General features: G+C 51.2%; 23 protein-coding genes. 15 read left to right on the top strand and 8 right to left on the bottom strand.

All coding sequences use genetic code 11. The features are described from left to right. Positions 1–565: 565 nt before the first annotated feature. Positions 566–1546 carry a methyltransferase domain-containing protein gene (locus HAV38_RS14280; RefSeq protein ID WP_375791701.1) on the bottom strand — a complete coding sequence of 327 codons (981 nt, stop codon included), beginning with the start codon at positions 1544–1546 and terminating at the stop codon, positions 566–568. Between the two features lie 428 nt (positions 1547–1974). On the opposite strand from HAV38_RS14280, the gene HAV38_RS14275 reads away from it, so the two are divergent. The 3 genes from HAV38_RS14275 to HAV38_RS14265 all read left to right on the top strand — a co-directional run bounded on the left by HAV38_RS14275 (position 1975) and on the right by HAV38_RS14265 (position 3854). Continuing rightward, positions 1975–2559 carry a ComF family protein gene (locus tag HAV38_RS14275; RefSeq protein WP_245182377.1) on the top strand — a complete coding sequence of 195 codons (585 nt, stop codon included), beginning with the start codon at positions 1975–1977 and terminating at the stop codon, positions 2557–2559. 13 nt (positions 2560–2572) lie between these two features. Beyond that, a complete protein-coding gene (trmL, locus tag HAV38_RS14270) occupies positions 2573–3055 on the top strand; it encodes a tRNA (uridine(34)/cytosine(34)/5-carboxymethylaminomethyluridine(34)-2'-O)-methyltransferase TrmL (RefSeq protein WP_168056064.1) in 483 nt (160 codons plus the stop codon). A gap of 334 nt (positions 3056–3389) precedes the next feature. Next, positions 3390–3854: a copper chaperone PCu(A)C gene (locus tag HAV38_RS14265; RefSeq protein WP_168056063.1), complete on the top strand. Its 465-nt coding sequence runs from the start codon at positions 3390–3392 to the stop codon at positions 3852–3854. Positions 3855–3978: 124 nt separating this feature from the next. On the opposite strand, the gene rfaE2 is transcribed toward HAV38_RS14265, so the two are convergent. Together rfaE2 and HAV38_RS14255 are read right to left on the bottom strand one after the other, a co-directional pair. Beyond that, positions 3979–4458, bottom strand: coding sequence for a D-glycero-beta-D-manno-heptose 1-phosphate adenylyltransferase (gene rfaE2, locus HAV38_RS14260; protein ID WP_168056062.1), 480 nt, complete (start codon positions 4456–4458; stop codon positions 3979–3981). 318 nt (positions 4459–4776) lie between these two features. After that, positions 4777–5646, bottom strand: coding sequence for a ferritin family protein (locus HAV38_RS14255; RefSeq protein ID WP_168056061.1), 870 nt, complete (start codon positions 5644–5646; stop codon positions 4777–4779). 338 nt (positions 5647–5984) lie between these two features. On the opposite strand from HAV38_RS14255, the gene HAV38_RS14250 reads away from it, so the two are divergent. The 8 genes from HAV38_RS14250 to HAV38_RS14215 all read left to right on the top strand — a co-directional run bounded on the left by HAV38_RS14250 (position 5985) and on the right by HAV38_RS14215 (position 13655). Next, positions 5985–7322, top strand: a complete 1338-nt coding sequence (locus tag HAV38_RS14250; protein WP_168056060.1) for an NAD(P)/FAD-dependent oxidoreductase — start codon at positions 5985–5987, stop codon at positions 7320–7322. A 15-nt stretch (positions 7323–7337) separates the two neighbouring features. After that, the gene (locus HAV38_RS14245; protein ID WP_168056059.1) at positions 7338–8153 is read left to right on the top strand and encodes a DUF1365 domain-containing protein; all 816 of its coding nucleotides are present in this window, start codon (positions 7338–7340) and stop codon (positions 8151–8153) included. Beyond that, on the top strand, positions 8150–9403 hold the full coding sequence (locus tag HAV38_RS14240) for an SAM-dependent methyltransferase (RefSeq protein WP_168056058.1): 1254 nt from the start codon (positions 8150–8152) through the stop codon (positions 9401–9403). Before HAV38_RS14245 ends, HAV38_RS14240 begins: the two co-directional genes overlap by 4 nt. Positions 9404–9480: 77 nt before the next feature. After that, complete coding sequence (locus tag HAV38_RS14235) at positions 9481–10167, top strand: chalcone isomerase family protein (protein WP_168056057.1); 687 nt, start codon at positions 9481–9483, stop codon at positions 10165–10167. Positions 10168–10246: 79 nt separating this feature from the next. Next, positions 10247–11494: an MFS transporter gene (locus tag HAV38_RS14230; protein WP_168056056.1), complete on the top strand. Its 1248-nt coding sequence runs from the start codon at positions 10247–10249 to the stop codon at positions 11492–11494. A gap of 151 nt (positions 11495–11645) precedes the next feature. Next, a complete protein-coding gene (locus HAV38_RS14225; protein ID WP_168056055.1) occupies positions 11646–12182 on the top strand; it encodes a DUF3833 domain-containing protein in 537 nt (178 codons plus the stop codon). Between the two features lie 181 nt (positions 12183–12363). Then, the gene (locus HAV38_RS14220) at positions 12364–13149 is read left to right on the top strand and encodes an SDR family NAD(P)-dependent oxidoreductase (protein WP_168056054.1); all 786 of its coding nucleotides are present in this window, start codon (positions 12364–12366) and stop codon (positions 13147–13149) included. After that, positions 13146–13655 (top strand): nuclear transport factor 2 family protein, encoded by a 510-nt coding sequence (locus tag HAV38_RS14215; protein WP_245182376.1) that lies wholly within the window; start codon positions 13146–13148, stop codon positions 13653–13655. Before HAV38_RS14220 ends, HAV38_RS14215 begins: the two co-directional genes overlap by 4 nt. 162 nt (positions 13656–13817) lie before the next feature. Here HAV38_RS14215 and HAV38_RS14210 read toward each other — a convergent pair whose 3' ends face one another. After that, entirely contained in the window at positions 13818–14627 is an 810-nt protein-coding gene (locus HAV38_RS14210; protein ID WP_168056053.1) for a PhaM family polyhydroxyalkanoate granule multifunctional regulatory protein, read from the bottom strand. Positions 14628–14928: 301 nt separating this feature from the next. Between HAV38_RS14210 and HAV38_RS14205 the strand changes: the two genes are divergently transcribed. The 4 genes from HAV38_RS14205 (at position 14929) to HAV38_RS14190 (ending at position 19324) form a co-directional block, all read left to right on the top strand. After that, complete coding sequence (locus tag HAV38_RS14205; protein ID WP_168056052.1) at positions 14929–16131, top strand: DUF3108 domain-containing protein; 1203 nt, start codon at positions 14929–14931, stop codon at positions 16129–16131. 93 nt (positions 16132–16224) lie between these two features. Further along, positions 16225–16974, top strand: a complete 750-nt coding sequence (locus HAV38_RS14200; protein ID WP_245182375.1) for a DUF3108 domain-containing protein — start codon at positions 16225–16227, stop codon at positions 16972–16974. 262 nt (positions 16975–17236) lie between these two features. Further along, positions 17237–17941: a 7-cyano-7-deazaguanine synthase QueC gene (gene queC, locus HAV38_RS14195; protein ID WP_168056050.1), complete on the top strand. Its 705-nt coding sequence runs from the start codon at positions 17237–17239 to the stop codon at positions 17939–17941. Positions 17942–18109: 168 nt separating this feature from the next. Next, the gene (locus HAV38_RS14190; RefSeq protein ID WP_168056049.1) at positions 18110–19324 is read left to right on the top strand and encodes a GumC domain-containing protein; all 1215 of its coding nucleotides are present in this window, start codon (positions 18110–18112) and stop codon (positions 19322–19324) included. Between the two features lie 178 nt (positions 19325–19502). On the opposite strand, the gene HAV38_RS14185 is transcribed toward HAV38_RS14190, so the two are convergent. The 4 genes from HAV38_RS14185 to HAV38_RS14170 all read right to left on the bottom strand — a co-directional run bounded on the left by HAV38_RS14185 (position 19503) and on the right by HAV38_RS14170 (position 26680). Beyond that, positions 19503–23249, bottom strand: a complete 3747-nt coding sequence (locus tag HAV38_RS14185; protein ID WP_168056048.1) for an indolepyruvate ferredoxin oxidoreductase family protein — start codon at positions 23247–23249, stop codon at positions 19503–19505. 461 nt (positions 23250–23710) lie between these two features. Next, positions 23711–24691 carry a phenylalanine 4-monooxygenase gene (gene phhA / locus HAV38_RS14180; RefSeq protein ID WP_168056047.1) on the bottom strand — a complete coding sequence of 327 codons (981 nt, stop codon included), beginning with the start codon at positions 24689–24691 and terminating at the stop codon, positions 23711–23713. A gap of 46 nt (positions 24692–24737) precedes the next feature. Further along, entirely contained in the window at positions 24738–25400 is a 663-nt protein-coding gene (locus HAV38_RS14175) for a GNAT family N-acetyltransferase (RefSeq protein WP_168056046.1), read from the bottom strand. Next, positions 25397–26680 carry a multifunctional CCA addition/repair protein gene (locus tag HAV38_RS14170; RefSeq protein ID WP_168056045.1) on the bottom strand — a complete coding sequence of 428 codons (1284 nt, stop codon included), beginning with the start codon at positions 26678–26680 and terminating at the stop codon, positions 25397–25399. Before HAV38_RS14170 ends, HAV38_RS14175 begins: the two co-directional genes overlap by 4 nt. Positions 26681–26736 lie beyond the last annotated feature (56 nt).

The raw sequence follows: 26736 nt of genomic DNA, 5'->3' as shown, positions 1-26736 counted from the left end.
TCTGAGCCAGGATCAAACTCTTCAGTTTAATCTCTGTTTTGTGGCATTGCTGCCTGGCCGAACCTTTAACAGTTCTGCCATCGCTCACTCAAAAGTCTGACAGGCTATCTTTCTGATTTAACTCAGTCCAATATCCTATTTTCTTCTTTTGTGAACATTTAATGTTTTAAGTTATACGCCAACGACCGAAGTCGTTGCCGCTGCACTTTCATTAAACGCCCACACTTATCGGCTGTTAATTGTTAAAGAACCTGATTCTGTTTGGCGTCACACCGGAGTGTTCGCAGCACCGACAAAGCGTTTTGTTTGTCAGCAACAGAGAGATGAGATTATGTAGCACTTTACGTTTTTGGTCAACTTCTTTTTAAATCATTTCAACAACAATTTAAAACCAAATTAACGCTGACTACCTGCGTAAAACACCGCATTTACCACCTCGTTTCGGTCTCCAATTTCGCCCACAACACCGCTTGCACCGTGTCGTTTATTGCGCGTCCTTTTCAACAGAGGCCGAACTATAGCAAGGCAGTTCACCAATGGCAAGCGGTTTTTAATATAAATTAAATTATCTTTTTTTATCCAAATCCCAACGCACCACGGACTCTCCGTTAGCCGCTTTTTTTGGTGTCGGACGGAAGGCGTGACCATAGATAATTTCGAACGTCAGCGGTAATTTTCCATCCGCTTTGCGGGTGGCTTCGATACCATCTACTACGCGCTTCCACGCCGCACGCCCGACTAAGGAACGACACCGCGTCGCTAATGGATTGCCGCCAAAGGATTTCACGTCTGCCAGAAGCTTTTCTACCGTGTCGTAGGTCACGGTGATCGTTTCCATATCCATTACCGGCGTTGAGAAGCCTACGTTAACCAGCATGTCACCGAAATCATGCATATCTACGAACGGCAATACCGGAGAGACATCATTAGCAACCGCAAAGGCACCGCGCAACTCCTTGAATGTATCTGGGCCAAAGCATGAAAACATTAACAATCCATCAACACGCAATACACGCCGCCACTCTGCAAATACACGATCCGGTTGTGGGTGCCAATGTAGCGCCAGATTCGACCATACCAAATCGACTGCATCACGTGCCAAGGGCAGCGTTGCGAAGTCGGCACAGAGAAGGTCAGATTCGAGACTATTACTTTTAATAGGCAGCCATTTTTTTAATATACGGTTAACCGAAGACTGCGCGTCTTGCTGCTTCTGTTGCGCTGCCGACACCATGCCGAACGATGCGTCCAGTCCTACGATGCGTGCTTCTGCAAAGCGTTGCTGCAATGTGTATATATCCGGACCATCGCCACATCCGGCATCAAGTACCCGTTGCGGCGTAATCTTTACGAGCGCCAGGCGCTCATGCATCCTTGTCGAAATCTCCCGACGCAAAAACTCCGACTCACGCACGCGTGACGGTTCGGCAAATAAAGCGCGTACGCGAACCATATCTATAGGCGCACTTGAATCGGCGTCGTTGTTTGCATAAGACAATGCCTTAATAGATGCAGGGACCGAAGGAGAGGAGGACGAATTTGACATTTAAATCTGACTATTAAGATGGGATATGTAGGAGGTGCGCTTCAGTTGTGCCTAAGTTGCATGTGAGATGGGCTTTAGATGCGGGCTTGAGATGCGATAATGACTTTAGTTTACACCGATGCCGAAAATACACGGCGCGCAAGCGTCAAGGTCTTCCGCAGACCTCGTTTGAGCGCGATCATTTACTTTTTACTCTTTCATTGATGCTTAATGCTCTCCTCCGCTGGTCGCAACAAGTAACCGCCGTTCCCAAACTTTTAGGGTCCTTGATGCCGACTTGCTGCGCGCTATGCGGCCAAATAGGTCGGGAAGTCATATGTGATGGTTGCGTAATCAGCTATTTTTCGCACGGGGTAGCGCGTTGCAGACAATGTGCGATTCCGTTACCTGCAATTGAAAGTCAATCCGCGCCGTTATGTGGCGCTTGTTTGAAGCAGACACGCTCTTTTGACGCTTCGGTTGTGGCCATCGATTATGCCGCACCAGCCGATCAATTGGTATTGGCGCTGAAATTTGGCGCTCAATTGCCGCTCGCGCCAGTGTTTGCCAGGATGTTGCGAGACGCGATGGTGCGCCGCCATGCTATGGATAGTAAAAAATTGGTGTGTCTAGGGGAGGGAATAGATAAGAATTTGGCTGATGCATTGCCGGAAATATTAACGGCAGTGCCGCTTGGCCCTGAACGACTCGCCAAACGCGGCTTTAATCAAGCGCTGGAAATTGCGAAGCCACTATCCCGGTTACTGAATATACACCTGGCGCACACTATAGTAGAGCGTCGGCTTGATACATTACCGCAAGCCAAGTTACACCCGGATCAGCGCCGCAAAAATTTGCGCGACGCGTTTATCGTGCCCCTGCAAGCCATGGCGCTAATTAAAGGCCGCCATATTGGCGTGATTGACGACGTGATGACGACCGGTGAAACCTTGAATGAGCTTGCCCGAACCCTCAAACGCTGCGGCGCAGTGCGTGTCACAAATCTGGTTTTCGCACGAACATTACTTAAATAGAAGGAGAACAACGTTGTTTCACGTCGTACTTGTTGAACCCGAAATTCCGCCGAACACTGGCAATATTATCCGTCTGTGCGCCAATACGGGTGCGCAATTACATTTGATTGAGCCGCTCGGCTTTCCGCTGGATGATGCCAAAATGCGGCGCGCCGGACTGGACTACCACGACTACGCCACCATGAAGGTCCACCCAAACTGGACTGCTTTTATTGACTCCATGAAAAATGTGTCGGGCGAAAGCCCCTCTCGCATGTTCGCCATGACGACGCATGGTTCTACGCCGTTTGCCAGCATCGCATTTGAACCAGGCGATATATTTGTATTTGGATCGGAAACGCGCGGCCTCAATCCTGTCTTGCGCGAGTCTTTCCCCGCCACACGGCGCATTCGTTTACCAATGCGCCCGGACAATCGCAGCCTTAACCTCTCCAATACCGTCGCAGTGGTCGTGTATGAAGCATGGCGGCAAAATGGCTTTGCAGGCGGTGCCTGAGACGGATAGTGATGAACAGTGACAATTATCCTAAGCGGTGACACAGCAGATGGCACAGCATCCGGTACCCTGACGGAGCTTAAAACAAGCAGCGCTGTATTTGGCCCATGCTTCTGGTCAGTATACTGTGGGCTAAATTAGCTGCCATTGGCATAGCCGGTCGATTGCTATAATCAATACTAATTAGTGCTGAGCCAATGCGAACGGACTATTTACTACGCTGCAGTCGACAAGTCAGACCGTGCTTTCTTCACCGCATCCAATATCTCTAACGACATCTGGCCCGAAACGGCTGTTGCTTTGTCGCTGTACTTGCCACTTAAAAAGGATCGACATGATTTCCCGCCTTACCCTTTCTCTCGTTACCCTCCTATTTAGCATCTCCGCATCTGCGCACGATTACACCATCGGCGCGTTAAAAATCGACCATCCCACCGCGCGCGCAACGGTACCGGGCCAGCCAAGCGGGGGTGCCTATTTAAGCATCGAAAATACGGGTAAGGTTGCTGACAAACTGACTAAAGCGACTTCGCCTTGGGCAAAATCGGTAGAAATCCATTCTATGACGATGGATGGCAATGTCATGAAAATGCGGGAAGTCGGTGATGTCGAACTCCCACCGATGGCTACCGTTGCGATGGCCCCCGGTGGCGGCTTTCATATTATGCTAATGGGCCTGACCAAACCGCTCAAAGTGGGCGATAGGTTTCCCATGACGTTACAGTTTCAAAAGGCTGGCAAAATTGACGTGTTAGTCAGCGTTGAGGATATGAACACCGCATCACACGCGAAACATTAATTAATTCGTCTTGAAACGGGGGGAGCAGCGCTTGCCGCTATCTTTTGATTTTTTTGCATGTCCCGGCAAGCCTGCCAGAAAAGCAGGCTTATCACCTCGAAAGCTTAAGAGCGCCACACCAAATTCACTTGGCCTGACGGACCTTGGAAAGTAATTTGCTGGTCGAGCGATCATGCGCAAAAGGTATTGCAATCACCTTGCCGCCGTATGCCAGCACTGCCCGTCCTTCGGGAATCGCGTCCATTTGATAATCGCCCCCCTTAACGTAGATGCCCGGTTGACCCTCTTGTACTACTTCAAGGGCAGTATCTTCATCAAACGCGACCACCAGACTCACAGCTTCTAGCGCGGCCAATACGGCCATTCGATCTGCGCACGTATTAATCGGCCTGTCGTCGCCTTTGCCTAATCGCTTAACTGAAGCGTCGGTATTCACCGCTACTACTAACGAAGCGCCCTCCTGACGTGCTTGCGCCAGATAAGTGACATGACCCCGGTGCAAAATATCGAAAACGCCATTAGTTAGGACGACCGGTTGTGGCAATGCATCGATGCGGGCCCGTAAATCGCCGCGCTCAACAATTTTTTGTTCAAATGTAATCATGTCAATCACAAGTCAGTAATAAAAAAGCCGCAACGTTGTGCGGCTTGAAGCGAAAAATTGGACACTTTAGCAATGCCCTAAGAATGATGATAGCCCTTTAATGCCTGCAAGCTGCGTCAAAACGTAAAAATGGATAAGTCATTGCATAAATAAAGGCTTTGCAATCCAAATTGCACTTATATTTGTTTATCGATAAATTATTGATTGCCTTGGCTCAAAAATTGATGAGCGGACCATCCACAATTATTTCACGAGTGAACATTTATATTTTATTAAGCAACTATGAGTATAAATCCTTAAATAAAGCCCTCGTCGTTATCAGGTCTGAACGTTCGCGGTCAGCGGTACTGGCACCGCAGCAAGTCGGGCGACGATCTCTTTGCGATAGCGATTTAACTCCTGCACAGTTGAGAAGCTGCGCTCAAAGAGTAGTGACATGTTGTGCAATATCCGATCAACCACCTTCTTTTCCCATACCCCATCAAACTGAATCTGCTCATCCAGCCAACGCTCCAGCCATTGCGGATCGGGCAAACGGCTTTGAACGGTATCGTTCGGAAATAAGTTTTTATTCACATGAAGATTCGTCGGGTGCAAAGGCTTCTCAGTCCGTCGCGCGGACGCCATCAGCACGCCAATCTTGGCAAACGCAGCTGACGCGGTGTCACCCACCTCAACCAGCGCCTTCTTCATGTACTTTAGATAGGCGCCGCCATGACGTGCCTCATCCTGGCTAATAATTTTATAAATATGTTTAATAACCGGTTCACTGTGCCAGTCGGACGCACAGCGATACCAATGATTAAGGCGGATTTCGCCGCAAAAATGCATCGTTAGCGTTTCGAGTGCCGGTGCCGGATCAAATTCAAAGCGCACCTTATCGAGCTCCGCTTCGGTGGGCACCAGCTCTGGCCGGAAGCGCCGCAGATATTCCATTAATACCAGTGAATGCTTTTGCTCTTCAAAAAACCACACTGACATGAAGGCGCAGAAGTCGCTATCGCCGTGGTTATCGCGCAAAAACATTTCTGTCGCGGGCAAGGCCGACCACTCTGTAATCGCATTCATGCGAATCGTTTGGGCCTGCTCGTCGGAAAGTTGGGATGCGTCGAACTTGTCCCATGGAATGTCGGTCTCCATGTTCCAGCGGACTTGTTCCAGCGATTTAAACAGTTCGGGATACAGCATACATGCCTTACAAAATGGGTTAACCCCCTAATTTTACCAAGAATTACCTTGACTACCTATTTATAAGCTTCAGGTTAGCCAGTTTCAATAAAACCTAATGAAAGAATTGGTAGGACCGGATGCTGCTTTGCCTACCAATGCCTCACTTAAATCGGTTTTCATAGATTTATACGGCGGCGGAGACACCACAGATTCACCCTAAATAATATTCCCTAAATCTTAACTAAATGAATCCGTTCCCATGATCTGACCGTATCATTAACAGCTGGATTAAGTCCCGAACCTGGAGGGCGTCTATATAAATGTTAATTAAATTATGTGACCCTTGGAGCATTAAAATGAAAATTGCAATTGTCGGTTCGGGCATTTCCGGTCTCTCGACTGCTTATCGTTTAACACAGGCCGGTCACCATGTTTCGCTCTATGAAGCAAATAACTATTTCGGTGGACACACCAATACAGTGGACGTCACGCTTGAAGGTCACACATATGGTGTTGACACAGGCTTTCTGGTATTCAATCACCACACCTATCCTAATCTGGTTAATCTATTCAACGAACTGAAGGTTGAAACGGTTGCCACCGATATGTCGTTTTCGGTAAAAATCCCCATCAATGGCCTGTTCGGCAAGCGCACTCTGGAGTGGTCAGGCACTAATCTCAATAGTGTTTTTACCCAGCGCCGCAATTTGCTCAGTCCACGATATATCCAGATGATTCGCGACATTCTGCGATTCAATAAACAGGCAACTCGTCTAGTTATGGAAAAGAATGGGTCATTTGAATGTATGTCGCTAGGGGAGTTTTTAACGCACAACGGTTATAGCGAAGCCTTCAAAAGCTGGTATTTGCTGCCGATGGCGGGTTGCATATGGTCTTGCCCGACCTCGCAGATGCTGGCTTTTCCAGTGGCGAGCTTCATTCGTTTTTGTCATAACCACGGGCTTTTGCAAATCGAAGACCGCCCACAGTGGCATACCGTCAAGGGTGGTGCCCGACAATATGTTGAGAAACTCATATCGGCGCTTCCTCATAAATACCTGAACACACCCGTCACCGGCGTACGCCGTGTTTATGTAGAGGGACAATATCAGGTCTCGCTTCAAACTCGCCATAGCACCGTCACCTACGACCATATCGTCATGGCCGGTCACAGCGATCAATCATTGCAATTATTGCAAGACGCGACATCCCAAGAAAAAGAATTACTCTCCGCCGTAAAATATCAGCCTAATCAGGCCGTGCTGCACACCGATTACAGCCAGTTGCCGGCTAATCGCAAAGCCTGGGCAGCGTGGAATTATCAGAGTCAAAATGGCAACGATCCGCAAGTGTGCGTGCACTATTTGCTGAATCAACTACAGCCATTGCCCTTTAAGACGCCGCTAATTGTGTCTCTTAATCCTATCGAGCAACCGGCACCGCACACTGTCATACGTCGTTTCGACTACGCTCATCCTGTGTTTGATGCCGCAGCCACCGCGGCGCAACCCAAGTTTGCGAAGCTACAAGGTCAAAACAACACATGGTTTGCCGGGGCCTGGCTCGGCTATGGTTTTCACGAAGATGGCCTCAAGTCGGGTCTTGCAGTCGCAAAAGCGATTATGAGCCAACCCGAGCGCACCGCGAGAAATCAGCCTACGCCGGCTTTCGCTAAAGAAAGTATGGCCGCCTAGCAGAGGACAAGGACCATGCTCTCTTTTACCGACCACGTGCAACTCTGCTTTGGCAGTGTACGCCATACGCGTCTGCGACCCGCGCACCATGCGTTTACATATAGTGTGTACTATCTGCGGATCCCCTTGCGCTCACTTGGTCAGTTGGACTTTAATAGTCGCTTTTTTTCGCGCAATAAGTTCAACTTTCTTTCTTTCCACGATCGCGACTATGGCGACGGTCGGCGTACTCCGTTAGCCTGGATTGAAGCCACACTAAAAGAACAAAATATTAACGATGTCGACGGTGAAATATGGTTACAGACGTTTCCACGGGTACTTGGTTACGTTTTCAATCCAGTGTCGTTTTGGTTTTGCCACCGTCAGGACGGTAGCTTAAGGGCCGTGCTATGTGACGTCCGCAACACCTTTGGCGAGCAGCACAGCTACTTACTTGACGGCAAAAATGAGGACTGCGGCAGTATCCCATTTGGTACTGAGCTACGCGCCGACAAAGTGTTTCATGTCTCACCGTTCTGTGAAGTGTCAGGTACGTATCGCTTTCGATTCATGCGGACCCAAAATAAAAATGACGCCCAACCGACCGAGCGCACTACGGCGCGCATTGAATATGACGATGCCACCGGACCGCTCATCCTTACCAGCGTCTCTGGCATTACAACACTGTCGGTACCGCTTTCCAACCGGCTGGTAGCCAAGGCATTTTTTCGTTATCCCATTATGACCGTCGGCGTGATTCTGCGTATTCACTGGCAAGCACTAAAACTTTGGCGCAAGCGTGTGCCCTTTTATCGCAAACCCGCTCCCCCATCAAACAAGGTATCCAGATGAACACGAATTCTTCCCAGTCCCGCAGCTTCGATACTGCAAAAGAATACGGTCAGCTATCGACTCAACATTTTCCTCCTCAGGTGCAGTTTATTCTTCAGTTATTAAATAAGCTGGACTATGGCGTTTTGATCATGACCTTCCCCGACGGTCAAACGGCCAAGTATGGCAATCTGGATGACGAGCGACTCCGCCCAGTGACTATGCGGCTAAAAAACTGGGACGTTTTCAATGCGGCGCTAAAGTCCGGCGATATCGGGTTCGCGGAGACGTTCATTGATGGGCATTGGAGCACTGACAATCTGCCCGGCCTGATTGAGTTATTTATCCGCAACCGCGTGGTAATAGAGTCGGTGATCTATGGCACCTGGTGGGGCAGTTTTCTATATCGCGTAAAACATTTTTTTAATAGCAATAGTAAAAACGGAAGTCGTAAAAATATTCATGCCCACTACGATATCGGGAATGATTTTTACCAGTTGTGGCTAGACCCTTCCATGACCTATTCCAGCGCGCTATTTTCAGCCGGCCATGTCGAAAATCTGCAGCAGGGGCAGGACGCCAAGTATCGCCGCATATTGAGCGAGCTGCAACTTTCAGACAACTCCCGGGTATTGGAAATAGGCTGCGGCTGGGGCGGTTTTGCTGAAATTGCTGCGCGTGAAGCCAAAGCCCATGTCACGGGCCTGACCCTCTCCACGGAACAATTAAATTTCGCTAATCAGCGGCTACAGCAAGCGGGAGTAGTAGATCAGGTCGAGCTGCTATTACAGGACTATCGTGACACCGACGGACAGTTCGACGGCATCGCCTCAATTGAAATGTTTGAGGCCGTCGGCGAAAAATACTGGCCCGGTTATTTCTCCTGTATTGCTCGCAATCTCAAACCCGGTGGCCGCGCCTGCATCCAGACAATCGTGATTGAAGACGCCCTGTTTGAACGTTATCGCCGCGGCACGGATTTTATCCAGCAATATATATTCCCAGGGGGAATGCTGCCATCCCCATCAGCTTTCCGCGCGCAAGCCGAAAAGCAAGGCCTGCGGGTAGTCGATACCTTATCGTTCGGTCACGACTATGCACGTACACTGGTTGACTGGCGCCAGGCTTTTAAGGAGCATTTACCCCGCGTCCGTGCCCAAGGTTTCGATGACCGTTTTCTACGTACCTGGGATTTTTATCTGGCGTATTGTGAAGCGGGATTTCTTGCAGGAAGTATTAACGTGGCGCAGTTCACCCTACAAAAAATATAAGTCATATTTCTGTATAAAGGTGCGCATTCTATAAAGTTTAGCGCCAGAATAGTGTGAATTGCCTTAAGGAGTTGCTGATGCGCATACGCCAGACCAGTTATTTATACAGCGTCCTATCAGATGCTGCACTGACGTTACTCCGAATATCGGCATTATTGACGCTCATGAACATATGGCATAACGCCAGCGCCGCTGATCAGGCCGACGGCGTGAATGGGGCTCAGGCCGCAAGCGACAATCCTGCAAGTCGATCCGCCAGGGCGCCACTCCATATACAAAGTGTGATTCCGCATGCCAGGTTGGCAGGGGAAGGACGCTTCCGCTGGTTTGGCATCCCCATTTACGCCGCACAACTCTGGGTCGGAGATAACGGTTATCAGCCATCCGCGCCCGATGCCGCCAGTTTTGCCCTCGACTTGCGTTATGACCGGTCATTTGAGGGCAGCAAGGTCGCTGAAAGTAGTATTGACCAGATGCGTAAAATCGGTCGTGGCAGCGATGCGGAATACGGGCCATGGTTAAGTCAGATGAAGGCGATTTTTCCCAATGTGGTCGAGGGATCACGCCTGACGGGAATCTTTCTTCCAGGAATTGGTGCGCGATTTTATATGGACGGGAAACCTATTGGCGAGATTGCAGATCCACAATTTTCATCTGCATTTTTTGGTATTTGGCTTTCGCCCAAAACAACCAGCGCGCCACTTCGCAAACAACTGCTCATGCATGCGGCACCTTCCAAACCTGCCAATAACCTGGCACCGTAACAAAAAGTAATGATGATGTGTAATCATACTGTGTGAAGCCAACGAGTAACGACAATGAGTAACGCCATGAATATCGCCGATGACTAAGCTAGCGTTTCCCGCATTGCTGAAATATGGTCTGTTTGGATTGCCACTGGCATTGGTGGCATTACCAGTCTACGTCTATATTCCGCAATTTTATGCGGATCGGTTTAGCATTTCCTTGTCGCTGATCGGGCTGATCTTGTTGGCCACCCGTCTGTTTGACGCATTTATTGATCCTGCGATCGGTCGCTGGTTAGACGGCTCCCCCGCCAGGAACAGATTCAAGCGGGCGATCTGGGTTGGTGTGCCACCACTGATCATCGGCTTCAGCGCACTTTTTTTGCCGCCTGTGTTCGCGCAAAAATTTCCTTTGGTATGGTTAGTTTTAGCTTTGCTGGTTGTCTATGTCGGCTTCAGCATCGCCACCATTGCCTATCAAAGTTGGGGTGCCGCCTTGACCCAGGCGCTTGATCAGCGTTCGCGCCTGACCGCAACGCGTGAGGCCTTTGGTTTAATTGGTGTCGTGCTTGCAGCGGCACTCCCGGGATTGCTCGGTACAAGCTGGTTGCCCCCGGTATTCGTCCTGCTGTTGCTGGGCAGCGCGGCAGTATTACAGATCGCGCCGCAACCGGGCGCTACAGCGGCCCTGCGCGTCGCCGACACCAATGATCATGGTGTTCTGCTTCCCTTTCGTAATCGCCGCTTCCGCTGGTTGTTTGGAATTTTCATGATTAACGGAATCGCTGCGGCAATTCCTGCGACGTTATTTTTATTTTTTGTAGACGATCAGTTGCAATTGGGAAAATACGGCGGCCTGTTCCTCATGCTGTATTTTGTGGCTGGCGCGCTGTCCATGCCCGCCTGGTCCGCACTGGCGAGACGCTTTGGCGAAGCCCGCGTCTGGTTTGCCGCGATGCTTTTGGCGATCGCCGCTTTTATATGGGCTTATAGGCTAACGGCTGGCGACATGGTGCCATTTGGTTTGATATGCGTCATGTCCGGCTTTGCATTGGGTGCCGACCTTCTGCTACCGCCCGCGCTCCTCGCCGCTGTTATCGCAGACGGTGGACATAGCAGGCAAAAAGAAGGTGCCTATTTCGGGATATGGAATTGGGCAACTAAAATTAATTTAGCATTGGCAGCAGGCGTTTCGTTACCGCTTTTACAGTATCTCGGCTATCACCCGCATCTGATAAGTCCTGAAGGCGCGCAGGCACTGACGGTCGGCTACGCGGTTCTGCCATGTACGCTGAAACTGGTGGCCGCGGCAATTTTATGGAAAGCACCGTTGTATGACATTTAACGGCAATTTAACTGGCATTTGAATCACAACATCGACATCACACCTGAACATCGCACGTGAATCACAACTAACTCAGCAATCTTGCGCTACATTGGTGAGGTTGGATAACCATCTTGCAACGTTCGGGTGAGCCTCAATTCTGGAGAAAAATATGAAGATTTTTTTAAAAATACTAGTGGTTAGCCTCCTCGTCCTGCTCAACGGATGTAGTACCACTTCCGAAGGCACCCAGTACGCAGACCAGAAGCCGACGCTCACTTTGTCGGAGTATTTTAATGGCACGCTAGACGCATGGGGCATGTTTCAGGATCGCTCAGGCAAAGTCGTCAAGCGCTTTACTGTAGTCATCCAATGTAAATGGGAAGGCGATACAGGCACCCTCGATGAAGATTTTACCTACTCGGACGGGACCAAACAACGTCGTATCTGGACTTTGAAAAAAGTGGCGGCAAACAAGTTTATCGGTACGGCGTCTGACATCGTTGGCGAAGCGATAGGCATTACCGATGGCAACACGCTGCACTGGAAATATGTGCTGGCATTACCGGTTGACGGACATGTCATCAATGTCAGCATGGATGACTTAATGGTGCGGATGGACCAACGGGTAATGCTCAACCACACGGTCATGAGTAAGCTGGGATTTAAACTCGGCGATATCAGCCTCTCGTTCAGCAAGCGCCCTTAGCACTTATTCACGCTCATACATCGCTGATGAGGTGTAGCGTCGGGTAGCACTGACCATCCTCATGAAATGAAGCAGCGAAACCGGCGCGGTCTTGGGGTTTATTCGCACTTGATTATCGCTCTTTGCAGCACGTATACAGGTTTCTGGAAACCCGATAACCGCACGCCCTAGCAAAGAAATTATGACTTTTCTAAATCCAATGAATCCCATCCTCGCCGACTGGCATCAGCAACGCGTCTGGGTCCTCGGTGCGTCGAGCGGAATTGGTGCCGAAACAGCGCGACAACTGCTGGCAAAAGGGGCGCGCGTTGCCCTGTCATCGCGGAGTGCCGACGCGCTGGTTAAAATTGCCAACGGCCATGCCAATGCACTCACGGTTGCGCTCGACATCACGCAACATGAAACCGTCATCGCTGCCCGTGATCACATCGTGCATACATGGCAAGGCATTGATCTGATTTTAATTGTCGCTGGCGGTTATGGCGAAATGCGCGCCGATAGCTTCGATCTCGCCCTTGCCAATCGCCTGATCGATCTGAATTTACGCGGGGTCATGCATTGCCTTGACGCTACTTTACCGGTACTTCTACAGCAGCAAAAAGGCGCCATTGGGATTGTGGCCTCGGTCGCGGGTTACAGCGGATTGCCCAAAGCGATGGCGTATGGCGCGACTAAGGCTGCGCTGATTAATTTGTCCGAGTGCCTGTATCTCGATCTGCGACCACGTGGCATCGGCGTCTATCTGATTAATCCTGGATTTGTTGAGACGCCACTCACAGCCAATAATGACTTTCCGATGCCCTCCATCATGTCGGCATCGAGCGCCGCAGAAAGTTTGATTGAGGGCCTGGAACGCGGTCAGTTTCATATCCATTTCCCCAAAAAGTTTACCAACTGGCTGCGCTTCGCACGCCTGCTACCCTATCGGGCCTACTTCGCGTTGATCCATAAAGTGACCGGCTTATGAGCGCCACCATCGAGCAAACAACGGGAGGAAGAATGATCAACGATCAAAGTAAAGATGTGCTGCGCATCGTCGCTTTCTTTGAGACCTTGACACTCGACGATCTCGTCCTCATCCCGTTAATTTATGCACAGGATGCGTGGTTTAAGGATCCGTTCAACGAAGTCACCGGAATAAATGCCATCAAGCAGGTTTACGCGCATATGTTTGTGCAGGTGGATACGCCGCGCTTCATCGTCACGCATCACATGCTGCAGGCGGACGTGGCATTTTTGACGTGGGAATTCCGCTTTAAGATGAAGCGATTTTCGCGCGCGGAGCAATGCATTAAGGGAGCGTCCCATCTGCGCCTGAACAAGCACGGCTATATCGTTTATCACCGCGACTATTGGGATGCAGCAGAAGAACTCTACGAAAAGCTTCCGGTTGTGGGGAGTTTGATGCGCCTGCTAAAGCGTGGTGCGAAAGCGCGCGATTTATCTGAACCCCACGATGCGACGGGGCGATAGGACGGCCATTGACCAGTTACGGTAGGGATGTGGCGCGGGTAGTAGCCATATAGCGCACGACGAAGTTACGGTAGCGCTTACACATACAGTTACGCGGGGCCGGATTGACCGGACATCCGACCGCTGCATAACCGTTTCACACCCTCGTTCTATCTCCAACCGTTATTTTGATGGCACTTTCTTGCTGCGCGCTGATGCAGGCGTTTTAGTTGCAGCAGGTTTCCGGGTCGCTTTGATGGCAGCGACCGATTTTGCGCCGGTCATGGCGCTGGCCTTTGGCTTCGGCTTTGCTTTTGACTTGGTCGGAGTGCCGGTCCCGGTACTTCTTGACGGGGACCCTTTTGCTTTCGGAACAGATTTTTCTCCGCTTGCTGAGGCCCCCCCAGTAGCCTCGTTCGCCATTACGCCGCTCACTACCTGCTTAAATTGGTTTTGCAAGACATCCCACCACGCGCCGGTGTTCGCCATGGCATCGGTGACCGAGGTGTCTGGAGCTGGCGCTGCGGCGGCTACCGGCTCCGGCGCGGAGGTTGGCTGATAAATTGGCGCGACTGCAGGCTCGGGTACAGACTCATTCGCATTATTCGCCTTATCCGGCATGAAAGAAAATGGAAATTGTGATGCCATAGTTGCCCACGCGGCGGCCCCTTCGGTCATGCTTTCTGTTGCGGTCTCGCCGAATTTTGGTGTCTGTGGAGCATCTGCGGAGGGCATGGCCAGCGCACCGATCGACTTCAACGCGGACAACGTTGCACTCTGGACCTCGAGGGCCTGAATAGTGGTCCGCAGCATATTCAAATTCAGGCTCAACCAACCTTCAACCGCCTTCAAATCGGTAACTTTTTTATCGATTTCTTCGACCGAAAGGATCGGTACAACCATGCCCGGCACACCCATTCCGCCCCACATTTTTTTGATGAAATCGACACTGTTCGTCATTGCATCAGTGCCGAGAAAGTTTGGATTACTCATATGAATCTCCTTAAGTGTGTTGCGCACATAAATTGCTTACATCGCATACTATACCGACCAGAAATGCTATGTGGTGCTCAGATGCAGGTTTCTGATAATTATTTTTCTTGCGCAGTGAGCAGGCGATGCTCGTAACGCTATTGCGCCCTTTCTTAGGTTTCTTGCAAGAACGAAGCTGCTGTTTTAAACGGCGCTTTTCACTCCCAGCCAATCGCCAGCGGTCAGTAGAAAGCGACGCTATCCACCATCAGCCCTGCGCACGAAATGCAACACATCGGCAGCGTTCGTTTACACTGTGCGCATGACGAGGCTTTTCCTTAATGCGATCCAAACCGTGCGCAGTCCGCGACCACCCGGCAGTAAAGCGCCACGCCGCTGGCTGTTTATGCTCGCGATCTCGCTTCTGCTACACCTATCATTAATCAAATGGGGCAGCGAAATGCTGGGAATACAACAATCAGCGTCGCACCCCGCTCCCATTGTTATCGCAACGTTGATAGGATTGCCGCCGGTCGCAAAACCGATCCTGTCGCCAACCCCTGTCGCGCCAAAACCAGCACCCGTCAAGCCGAAAGCGCAAAAAAAAACCATTAGCCGACCGCAAAAAATATCGGCCGAACCAGAAGTACCAGATACGCCTATCAGAGAAACACGCACACCCATCCTGCCGACCGATGCTGTCAGCAATATCGCTTTGGGCAACGCTGCAGAGCCGGTGCCGATTACCGATAACGCTGCAAACGCAGCAACGCCTACGGCCCCAGTTCCCGCGGCCCCGCCGACTGCCTCCCCCACCGCAGCACCTTCGCCGACAGCGAACGCTCTCCACTTCCAGACTAAACCTCCTCCGTCCGCTGAACTAAAGTACGACGTTGAAGCACTAAGCAAGGGGCAGACTTATCATGGGGGCGGCAAAATCACCTGGCAAACCGACGGCAGCCACTACACGATCAACGGCGAAGCGGGCGTGCTGTTTATTAGCGCCCTGGATTTTAAGAGTACCGGCGAGATCAACGGCTTTGGCGTGGCACCGACGCTATACACAGAAAAAAAATTCCGCAAGCCGCCCACCAGTACCACCTTTCAGCGAGACCAAAACACGATTACTTTTTCGGCCTCGGCCAATAACTACCCACGCACTGGTGGCGAGCAGGATCGTGCCAGTATCGTCTGGCAACTAGCAAGCATAGGACGCGGCGACGCCTCACAAATTATCCCCGGTAGCGTCATTGATTTATTTGTCGCCGGTGATAAAGACGCCGAAACGTGGCGCTTTCAAGTACTCGGCCAGGAAGACATCAAGGTCAGTACAGGCACCGTGAAAACCTGGCATCTTGCACGTAAACCGCAGCTCGGCTCAACCGAAAAAACCCTCGATATCTGGCTTGCACCTGAGCAACAATGGTACCCCGTAAGGTTACGCTTTACCGAAAAAGATGGTGACTATTTGGATATGTCGCTGTCAAATCTTAAACAACTTGTCGCATCCGCAGCACCGGGATAAGCGCCTAGCACTTTTTTTACCACTATAGAAACTGCCATTTTGGTCGATTTAGTTGACCCTACTCAAACTATGAAAATTTTCCTGCAGTCAATCGTGCATCTCTCCATCGCGGCACTACTATCCAGCGCAAGTATCAACGCATTTTCTACAGATACTAGCCTGCCTGCGCATCCAGCCATCAAACGCGCATTCAATTTACCACCTTCGGCCGACCTGACTTACACCATCCGGGCGCGACAAAGCGGCCTGTCCATCAGCGGCGATGCGGCGGTCAAATGGCAAGCGGACGATAAAGTTTTTAGCGTCGAAGCGACTACTCGCGCCATGATTCTCGGCAAGATCCTGGAGGCTAAAAGCGAAGGGAAGATTGACGCTTACGGGCTGGCACCGCTCCAGTTCACCGATAAGCGCTTTCACAAAAATAGCACCACTACCACCTTCAATCGCGACGCTGCCAACGGCACGGTAACCTTTTCTCAATCCGATGCCTCTTATCCCATCAAAGGCGGCGAACAAGACCGCACCAGCATCGTATGGCAGTTAATAGGCGTGGCGCGAGCAACCCCGAAAACATTCAAGCCCGGATCAAGTTGGGTATTTTTTGTCGCTGGTCAACGCGATGCCGAGCTATGGACTTTCAAAATCGTCAGTCGGGAAAAAATTTCCACCGGCATGGGAGAAGTGGATGCGATCCATGTGTATAGAGAACCGCCCCCGGATGCGACAGACCAACGACTCGATATCTGGCTCGCGCCGTCACTGGAGTGGTATCCAGTGCGGATTCGCTTCACCGATTCGAACAATGACTTTGTCGAACAGACGCTCGATAGGATCAATAAATAAATTAAACCTGCACTATCGCCAACTGCTCAACCGGCTCGTACTTTCAATGCCGCAGGCAAGTATATCCGGTCCCTTTGCGGAACGATTTGCATAAGTTCTATAATATTTGCTCAACCCGGGCACCCGCAGGGGTGCTGTTTTCACCGCTCGTATTTTCTCCGTTCATTTTTTCTGAGTGTGGGAAGATACTGCATTCGGCCGAAGGGGTGCCTGCCACGACAGTTACCGCCGCCCTACTTTTAACCTGTACAAAGATATTTATATGACAATCCCAAGCGGTGCATTGGTCCTCTTTAGCGGTGGCCAGGACTCCACTACGTGTCTGGCCTGGGCTTTAACGCGCTATGATCGGGTGGAAACAATCGGCTTCGATTATGGTCAGCGCCATGCCGTAGAACTGCTGCAACGTCCGATTTTGCTGAAAAAAATGCGCGCCCAGGCTGCCGACTGGAACAGCAAGCTTGGCGAAGATCATCTGATAGACCTTTCGCTTATCTCAAAAATATCGTCCACTGCGATGACTGAGGATGTTGAAATCGTCATGCAAGAAAATGGCTTGCCAAACACCTTTGTACCGGGCCGCAATATATTGTTCATGACCGTTGCCGCCACCGTTGCGTATCGTCGCGGTCTTGACGTTCTGGTCGGCGGTATGTGTGAAACCGACTTCTCCGGGTATCCAGACTGTCGCGATGACACAATGAAGGCATTACAAGTCGCGCTCAATCTCGGCATGGCAACCCGCATCAAGCTGGAAACGCCTTTGATGTGGATTGACAAGGCCCAAACGTGGAAGCTGGCGCAGGATTTGGGCGGCGATGCGCTGGTCGATATCATTCGCGCCGATACGCATACTTGCTATCTGGGCGAACGCGGGGCGCTACATGAATGGGGGTTTGGCTGCGGCACTTGTCCAGCTTGCGCTTTGCGTGCACGCGGATACCGACAGTTTGCGGGTAAAAAATAATGTGATACTTTTTTATATGCAAAAAATTGTGATTTTTATAAGCATGAGAAGCAATTATGCGGCTCCAATTTTTCTATATCCAAGAAATTACTTAAAAATCATTGCAATGTTGCACTATGGCAATCATAATTAATCTCCTGTAGACACCGTCTACTTTGGGATAATTAAATGAAACCCGGTATTAACCATGTTCGCCCCCACGGAAACGACAGTGAATTCTTCGACCTGAAGGAGTTCGCTCAGATTGTCTGGCAAAGCAAGCGCCTTGTGTTAGCTGTCGCGGCACTCGTCACTTTAGCAGCGCTATTATTCGGGTGGGCAAAAAGTACTTACAAGAGCGAAGGCTATTTCCAGATGGAGATGTCTTTTTCTGACTTCCGGCGTTTGCAAGCGGCACTTGCTGCCCCGTTACGCTGGCAAAATTTCGCTAAATCACTCACTTCAGTCCAGCTATCTACCCTACAACAAGACAGCTTCATCAATCGCCGTACCCTTGAGGCATCGATAGTCCCGATTTATCCCGTTACGCGATCTGAGGTCAAGGACGTTCCTAACGCAGCAGCAAAGCCAGACGATCCCGACATCACTGCTCTAAAAATATCTTATAGCGCTGCCGCGCCGCTACAAGCGCAAGAAGGCGTATTGGTGCTTGGCAATTTCATCCGCGACACCATGATTTTGCTCGACTACCGGGACCTGGCGCGCAGGCGTTACACGGAGCGCCAGGAACTTGCCCGCAACTACGACAACGAAGCAATCGATGTCAGATATAAGCTTGAGCAACTAAAAATAAAAAAAGCATCAATGCAAGGTATTTTGCGGGAGTACCCCGACGCAATACGTATGGGTGACAGACAACCGGTGACGATCACAGAAGGAAATGAACGGTTTCTCTCTCCCATCACCCAATTGGTGGCCATTGAAACAGAGCTCGAAGAAAAGGGACGCGATTTGCCACGCATTTTGCGCGACCAACAAATAAATGCGATCTATTTGCGCTACTACGAACAACTTCAGAACGCGTTGAAACAAAGTACTTCCGGCAATGCATTTCTCGCCGTGCTGCCTGACCTGAAGAGCGCACTTAAACTAAATATGGATAATGAAGTTGAACGCAGCGTGTTTAACAACATATCAATAGATAACCTCAAAGCATATTCACAATATGTGGAAAAAATGTCTTTTATTGCCGCGCCCCTCATTCCGGCTCAATCAACGCCGGGTATATTGAAGCCGGGTCTGATGGGATTGGTAGTGGGATTGATACTCGGCTGTGTGCTTGCGCTCTTTAGATACTTTATAAACCGTACGCGAATACAGCAATTCGTTCCTCCACAAGCTGAGCAATTACCGAAAGCCCAGCGCCAGCTGGATCCCATTTAGGTACGCCTCCGAGGTGCAGAAACACAAAAAAATGGCCGGATATCACTTATCCCGGCCATTTTCACGTCTGCTTTAGTTGCGTATCTTAGTTGCGTATCTTCGTTATATATTGTGATTACGTTTTATCAGCACCGATCATTCGCATTAGTCCCCCCTTATGACACCCGGATTAGCCATATCACGCAGCAAAGGAACTTGTTGCATGTGCCTGATCGCCCGCCGACGGCGCATTGAAGCTATCGATAAGTTGTTGCTCCTTCATGCGCGCGGCGACTAAGTGCCGATCTTTAACGTGCCCATAACCTCTGATTTCTTCGGGAATACTCGCAATTGCGACGGCAACCGCCAGATTTTCCGGGGTCAACCTAGGCAGTAACGCTTCAATCGTTTCCCGATAATGCGCGATCAGACCGCGTTCTTCTTTGCGCTCTTTTGTATAGCCAAAAATGTCGAGCACGGTCCCGCGTAGAAACCTGCAACTCGCCAGCACACCAAATGCACGCATCATCCATGGACCGAATTCCTGCTTGATCAAATGACCCTCGGCATCATGTTTGGCTAAAAGCGGCGGCGCGAGGTGGAATTTGACTTTGTAATCACCCTCGAACATGCCCGCAATTTTGGCCCTGAAAGCACCATCGGTGTACAGGCGGGCAACTTCATACTCATCTTTGTAGGCCATCAATTTAAACAGATACGTCGCTACCGCCATACTCAGTCGGGATGACCGAACGCCCGCATTGTGCGGTACGCCATCATGACGCAATTGCTGCCCAGCTTGCTGACCAGCTTGTTGTTCAGCCTGCTGCACGCGTGCGACAAACATGCGATATTGCTCGGCGTAGGCGGGGTTCTGATAGGCGGTTAAAAATGCCACGCGGCGCGTAATAACATCGTCTAGTGTCGCCGTCCGCTTGAAAGCAATCACCTGTGCGGGGCTACCGTTAATACGGGTACGCTGATCCAGGCCGACCGGATCGCATGCCGCGGTGCGACCCCATGTAAATGCCTGTTTATTAAACTCCACTTGCAGCGCGTTCAGTTCAATCGCGCGCATTAATGACGCTTCAGTTAGCGGCACCCAGCCTCTTTGCCATGCATAACCAAGCATAAACATGTTCGTAGCAATGCCATCACCCATCAATACAGTCGCCATTCTGCCGGCATCGATAAACTCTACCCGATCATTACCACAAGCCGTACGAATATCCTTCTCGGCTGCAACATCCGGTGACTGCCAGTCGGGATTTTTCACAAATGCAGCCGTCGGGGTGCGGGTAGCGTTGATCGCGGCAAACGTGCGCCCTTCCCCCATTCGCGACAACGCGTCACGACTGGCCGTGACAATGGCATCGCAACCGATCACCAGATCGGCGTCGCCGGTACCAACGCGGGTCGAGTGCAAGTCCTGGGGATGATCTGCCAGACGCACATGAGACATCACCGGACCGCCTTTTTGGGCCAGACCACTCATGTCGAGCACTGAACAGCCTTTACCTTCCACATGCGCGGCCATCGCCAAAATTTGCCCGATGGTCACCACCCCGGTACCGCCAATACCGGTGACCAGAATGCCATAAGGCCTGGTCGTCGTCGGTAAAATCGGTGTCGGCAAATTGACCGCTGGCGCCGACAACTGCGCTGCCGTTTCCGCGTTGAGATTGCCCTCGCTTGATGTGGCAGCAAGCTTTTTGGGCTTCTTGAGATTACCACCTTCTACGGTGACAAAGCTGGGACAAAAACCAGTGACGCATGAGAAATCCTTATTGCATGACGACTGATTAATCTGGCGCTTACGGCCAAATTCGGTCTCCAATGGCTCGACCGAGAGACAGTTTGATTGCACGCTACAGTCGCCGCACCCCTCGCACACCGCTTCATTGATTACTGCACGTTTGGCTGGGTCCGGATATTCGTTACGTTTGCGGCGTCGACGCTTCTCCGACGCGCAGGTTTGGTCATATATCATCGCGGAAGCCCCGACAATTTCGCGCAACTCGCGTTGCACAGCGTCCAACTCGCTACGATGCCGGATCGTGACGCCAGGTGCCCAATCGGTCGATGATGGATATTTGTCAGGCTCGTCGGTTACCACGATAATCGGGCTCACACCTTCTGCCGCAATTTGTCGGGAAATCATTGCCGGATCCAATGGGCCGTCAAAGGCTTGACCGCCAGTCATGGCGACGGCATCATTAAATAATATCTTATAAGTAATATTGACCTTGGCCGCAACGGAAGCGCGAATCGCCAATAATCCCGAGTGAAAATACGTACCATCGCCAAGATTGGCAAAGACGTGTTTTTCGCTGGTGAACGGCGCCTGGCCAATCCAGTTGGCACCCTCGCCACCCATGTGAGTAAAGGTCGAGGTTTCACGGTCCATCCACAACACCATGTAATGGCAGCCGATACCAGCAAGGCCACGACTGCCTTCGGGCAATTTGGTCGAGGTATTATGCGGACAACCTGAACAAAAATGCGGTACGCGGTCTTTATTGGGGTCCGGTTTACTGCTGATGTTGAGGAGTGCTTCTTTTGTCTCTAGGTAAGCAACGCGTTCTTTCACGCGTTGTTCGACCGGATGACCGGCAAAATATTTTGAAATCCGTGCGGCTATCGCGCGCGCGATCTGGGCGGGATTCAACTCATACGTTGCAGGCAGTAGCCAGTCACCGTGACCTGCGCCATGATTACTCCACTCACCGGTGTCATCGAATTTACCGACCACCCGCGGGCGCACGTCATCGCGCCAGTTATACAACTCTTCTTTTAATTGGTATTCGAGAATCTGACGCTTTTCTTCGACCACCAAAATCTCTTCCAGACCTTGGGCAAATTCGCGCACGCCTTCCGCTTCCAGCGGCCAGGTCATGCCAACTTTAAATAAGCGGATGCCGATATCACGTGCAATCGCTTCATCAATCCCGAGATCGGCCAATGCCTGGCGGGTATCCAGATACGACTTACCAGCAGTAATAATCCCAAAACGGGCGCGTGGGCTATCCCAGATGATTTTATTGAGTTTGTTGGCACGCGCATAGGCGAGCGCCGCGTACCATTTGTAATTGTTCATCCGCGCTTCTTGACCGAGCACGGTATCGGGCAGACGGATATTTAAGCCATCCGCAGGCATTTCAAAATCGGCAGGCAAAACGATTTGCACGCGATCAGGGTCCAGCGCGACCGAGGCACCAGACTCCACGACATCGGTGACGCATTTCATCGATACCCACAAACCCGTATAGCGACTCATTGCCCAACCGTGGATCCCGTAGTCGAGATACTCCTGCACCGAAGATGGATATAGCACAGGTATGCCGCAAGCCTTCAGAATATGTTCGCTTTGGTGCGCGGTGGTCGAGGATTTAGCGGCGTGGTCGTCGCCTGCCAGAACCAGCACACCGCCATGTCTGGAGGTGCCAGCCATGTTAGCGTGTTTAAAAACGTCGCCACAACGGTCTACGCCCGGCCCTTTTCCGTACCACATGCCGAATACGCCATCGTATTGCGCGCCCGGGAACAAATTGACCTGCTGCGTGCCCCAGACGCTGGTCGCGGCAAGGTCCTCGTTCATTCCCGGATGAAATTTGACGTTATGGGCATCCAGATATTTCTTTGCCTTGGCCGCCATCAAATCGACACTGCCCAGTGGCGAACCGCGATAGCCGGTAATATAACCAGCGGTGTTCAAGCCTGCGATCGTATCGCGCTGATGCTGCAACATCGGCAAACGAATAATCGCCTGCGTCCCGGTCATAAAGGCGCGCCCACGTTCCAATGTAAATTTATCGTCGAGAGATATCGGTGCAGACTGGGACCCTGTGCCCGCGAGAGCATGTTGAGGGAGGCCTTGAGGACTCGGGCGAAGAGTCTCTTCCGACGAGTCAGTGGACAGCAATTGCGTCCCTAATGGTGCGTTCATTCAGTCTCCGTGCCAAAAATTATGTTTTTGATTGCACTACGCGAGGTTTTACAAGCGTTCCTAAAACGTATTTACCTTATGAGTAAAACGTCTCATTTGTGTGCATGCGTTGTACTGCCCTTCTATCATAAGCCAATCTGCGGCCAAATGCATAGCCCGGTGGCGACCGTCAGATCACACGAAATACGAAAAAGTGGCCCTACCGTCATGAAACTTTGCGCCAGGTAACAAACGTAACAAGGCGTAAGTCCAATGGAAAAATCGATGTGTAAGAGGTGTAATAGACACTTGTCTGGAGCGGCTGTTGATCCTCCCCCATGGTCTGGTCGCCCGACATACCTCCCTCTAGTGTTCCCATTAATCACTAGTTGCGGATTCTGCTCCCCCGGCAGAATCCGCTTTTTTTTGTCTGAAATTATGGCCTGCGCGTGACGCGCTTGCCGTTAGTCAGGCGTAAAAAATCAACTCGCAATCACACTCTCACCCTCTTGCAACGCGTTGGCCGGAAGGGGAGGCAAAGCGGACAATTTTTGGTACAACGGAATAAAATCTAGGGCCGTCTCTTCAAATAATTGCTCGAAATCATTAATCACAAAATAGGTTTCTTGATAAGAATCTATTTTGTACAACGTTCGCATTACCCGCTCCAGATTAAACGGAATCCGCCTTGCTGCGGGGCTAGTCAGACTGTGTTCAATCTCTCCACCGGATGACAAAATTCCTGCGCCATAGACGCGTAAGCCACCAGGACTTTGAATCAGGCCGAATTCAATGGTGTACCAATACAATCGTGCCAACATTGCCAGCCCGTCTACCTTCAGCGCTTTCAATCCGCCTTTGCCATACTCTTGCAAATGATCCGCAAAAACAGGATTAAACAGCAACGGCACGTGACCGAAAAAATCATGGAAAACGTCCGGCTCGACGATATAGTCAAACTCTTCCGGCTCGCGCAACCAAACGGTCACGGGAAAGCGGCGGTTTGCTAAATGTTCGAAAAAAACCTGATCGGGCACCAGACCCGGCACCGCTACCAATTGCCAGCCCGTGGCGTTTAATAACAATGCCGAAGTCTGCGCAAAATGGGGAATACCCTCCCCAATTTGCAGCCGCTCCAGACTGTCGATAAAGACATCGCACGCACGCCCTGGGATGAGTTTAGCCTGGCGTTGATACAATCGTCGCCATAACGCGTGCTGCTGCGGGGTATAAGCGTCCCATTCCTGCTCGACCACATATTGGGCGTCAATTTTGCGATAATCGCCACGTAGTCCTGTGCCGTCGGACTTCTCCGCGACCGTGGCGAAAAAGTCGGCGGTATCAAGTGGCGCTGGTGAGCCGTTTGGCGGGGTCAACAAACTTGGTGCACCTTGCGCATCTTTGGCAACGGTCGGATTCAAATTAGGTGACAAGTTCGGTGTCAACTTCAGTTTAGTGTCCATTATTTCTCCGCTCCAACATAAAGCGCTGTGTTGCGCCATTCGCGATTTAATCGCGCTTAAACCCAGGCAGATTGCTCAACCAATTCAATGCAGCACGGACGTTGGCTTTTACAGTGTAATCCAACGTTGCCGCCTGTTCCTGCATTGCTTCCTGCATTAAGGTAGCAGGACTGGCTGGCAATAGTTTTAGATACGCGTCGGCCTCGCCATAATCCCGATGGATCGTCATCCCGGCTTTTTTCGCAATATGCATCATGACCTTATTCGAAGATAAACAATGCATATAAAGCGTATCGATGTCGGCATTCCGGCAATGGATGGCGGCACGCTCAAACAAGCGCGTGCCGACGCCCATCCCACGTGCTATGGACGAGACCGAAACGCCGAATTCAGCCACTTGATCTTTGTCGGTGGCAGCACGCATGGATGGTAGCGCGTCTCGCGGGGCAAAGGCCAGATGACCAGCCCCGAGCAAGCGGAGTTTACGATCATAGACACCAAAAATTGTGTCTCTGCCAAAATCCAGATTTTCAACATATCGCGTCACCAGCGCGTCTGGAAGGACAGAACCAAAACGCAAGAGTCGATCACCACTATCCAACGCCAGAAAATGCCGCAACAAGCGCTTGCGCGCGTGCCGCGACAATTCTTTGACATAGACGGTGGGTCTTTGTATCTTGGGGATCAACGGGTTTCCGGCACTACTCATAAATTACCCTGCACGCTCGATAGCGTTGATAGCGTCGGCGCAAGAAGCTCAGGTAGCGCACGCAATGCAGGTAACGCAGCCTCAACCGCGCCGACCCGGGCGGCGTGTATCGCTTCCGGTATGCGTTGGGGCTGCCCTGCAAACCTCCCTGCGATTTCGCCGGCATTTACCGCTTGCGCCGCCGCCAATGCACCAAGAAAAAAGGCGCGCTGCGGAAATGGGCGCTTTTCATAACCGGTCCTGCCACGGTAATCGCATTGGGTCGCATCAAGCATAGCCAAAAAGCGCTGCGGCTTGCGAAATCCGTCGCAACGCTCAAGAAGAGTCACGATGGTGTTCGCACGCAACTCAAAAGCGCGCCCGACATTGCCATGCTCACGCGCGGTCATTAGCGCCAGATCTCGCACCTCGCCCTGGACCTTGAGTCGCTGACAAACCTGCTCAACCAATTTGACGCCCATTCCTTCATGACCATGATGACTCGGCCATTCTGCTGGCGGCGTCACACCTTTGCCAAGATCATGCATCAACGCGGCAAAGCGTACCGCTAAAGGATAGTTTTCTTTTGCTGCAGTATCGACGACCATCATCACGTGCACGCCGGTGTCGATCTCGGGGTGAAACTTTTCTGGTTGCGGTATGCCCCACAAAACGTCCAGCTCAGGTAAGATTTTTGCCAACGCACCGCAGTCGCGCAGTACTTCGAACATGCGTGACGGACGCGCCTCCATCAATCCCCGCGATAATTCTTGCCACACGCGTTCGGGTACCAATGCATCCACTTCGCCCGCTGCGACCATCTGCTGCATCAATGCACTGGTTTCCGGGGCGACTGAAAATTCTGTGAATCGCGCGGCAAATCTGGCCACTCGTAAGATGCGTACCGGGTCTTCAGAAAAGGCAAGCGATACATGACGAAAGACCCGCGCCTGCAAATCTTTCTGTCCGTCGAAAAGGTCCACCAGCGTACCGTTTTCGGCCCGCGCAATGGCATTGATGGTCAAATCCCGGCGGATTAAATCCTGCGCTAATGTAACGTCGGGACTGGTGTGAAATACAAAGCCTTTATAGCCGGGCGCAGTCTTGCGTTCGGTACGCGCCAATGCATATTCTTCTTGTGTATCGGGATGTAAAAATACGGGAAAATCTTTGCCGACAGGTCGAAATCGGCGCGCCAGCATTTGTTCCGGGGTGGCACCCACCACCACGAAATCACGGTCTTTAACGGCAAGACCCAACAACTCATCGCGCACCGCGCCGCCCACTACAAAGATTTTCATCGTAAATACGTGCCAATACAATCAATCATTCCAGCAAATACTGCTTCAAACCCATG

This window comes from Glaciimonas immobilis (genome assembly GCF_011947285.1).
Taxonomy (GTDB): Bacteria; Pseudomonadota; Gammaproteobacteria; order Burkholderiales; family Burkholderiaceae_D; genus Glaciimonas; species Glaciimonas immobilis.
This window is presented reverse-complemented; position numbering and strand designations above follow the sequence as displayed.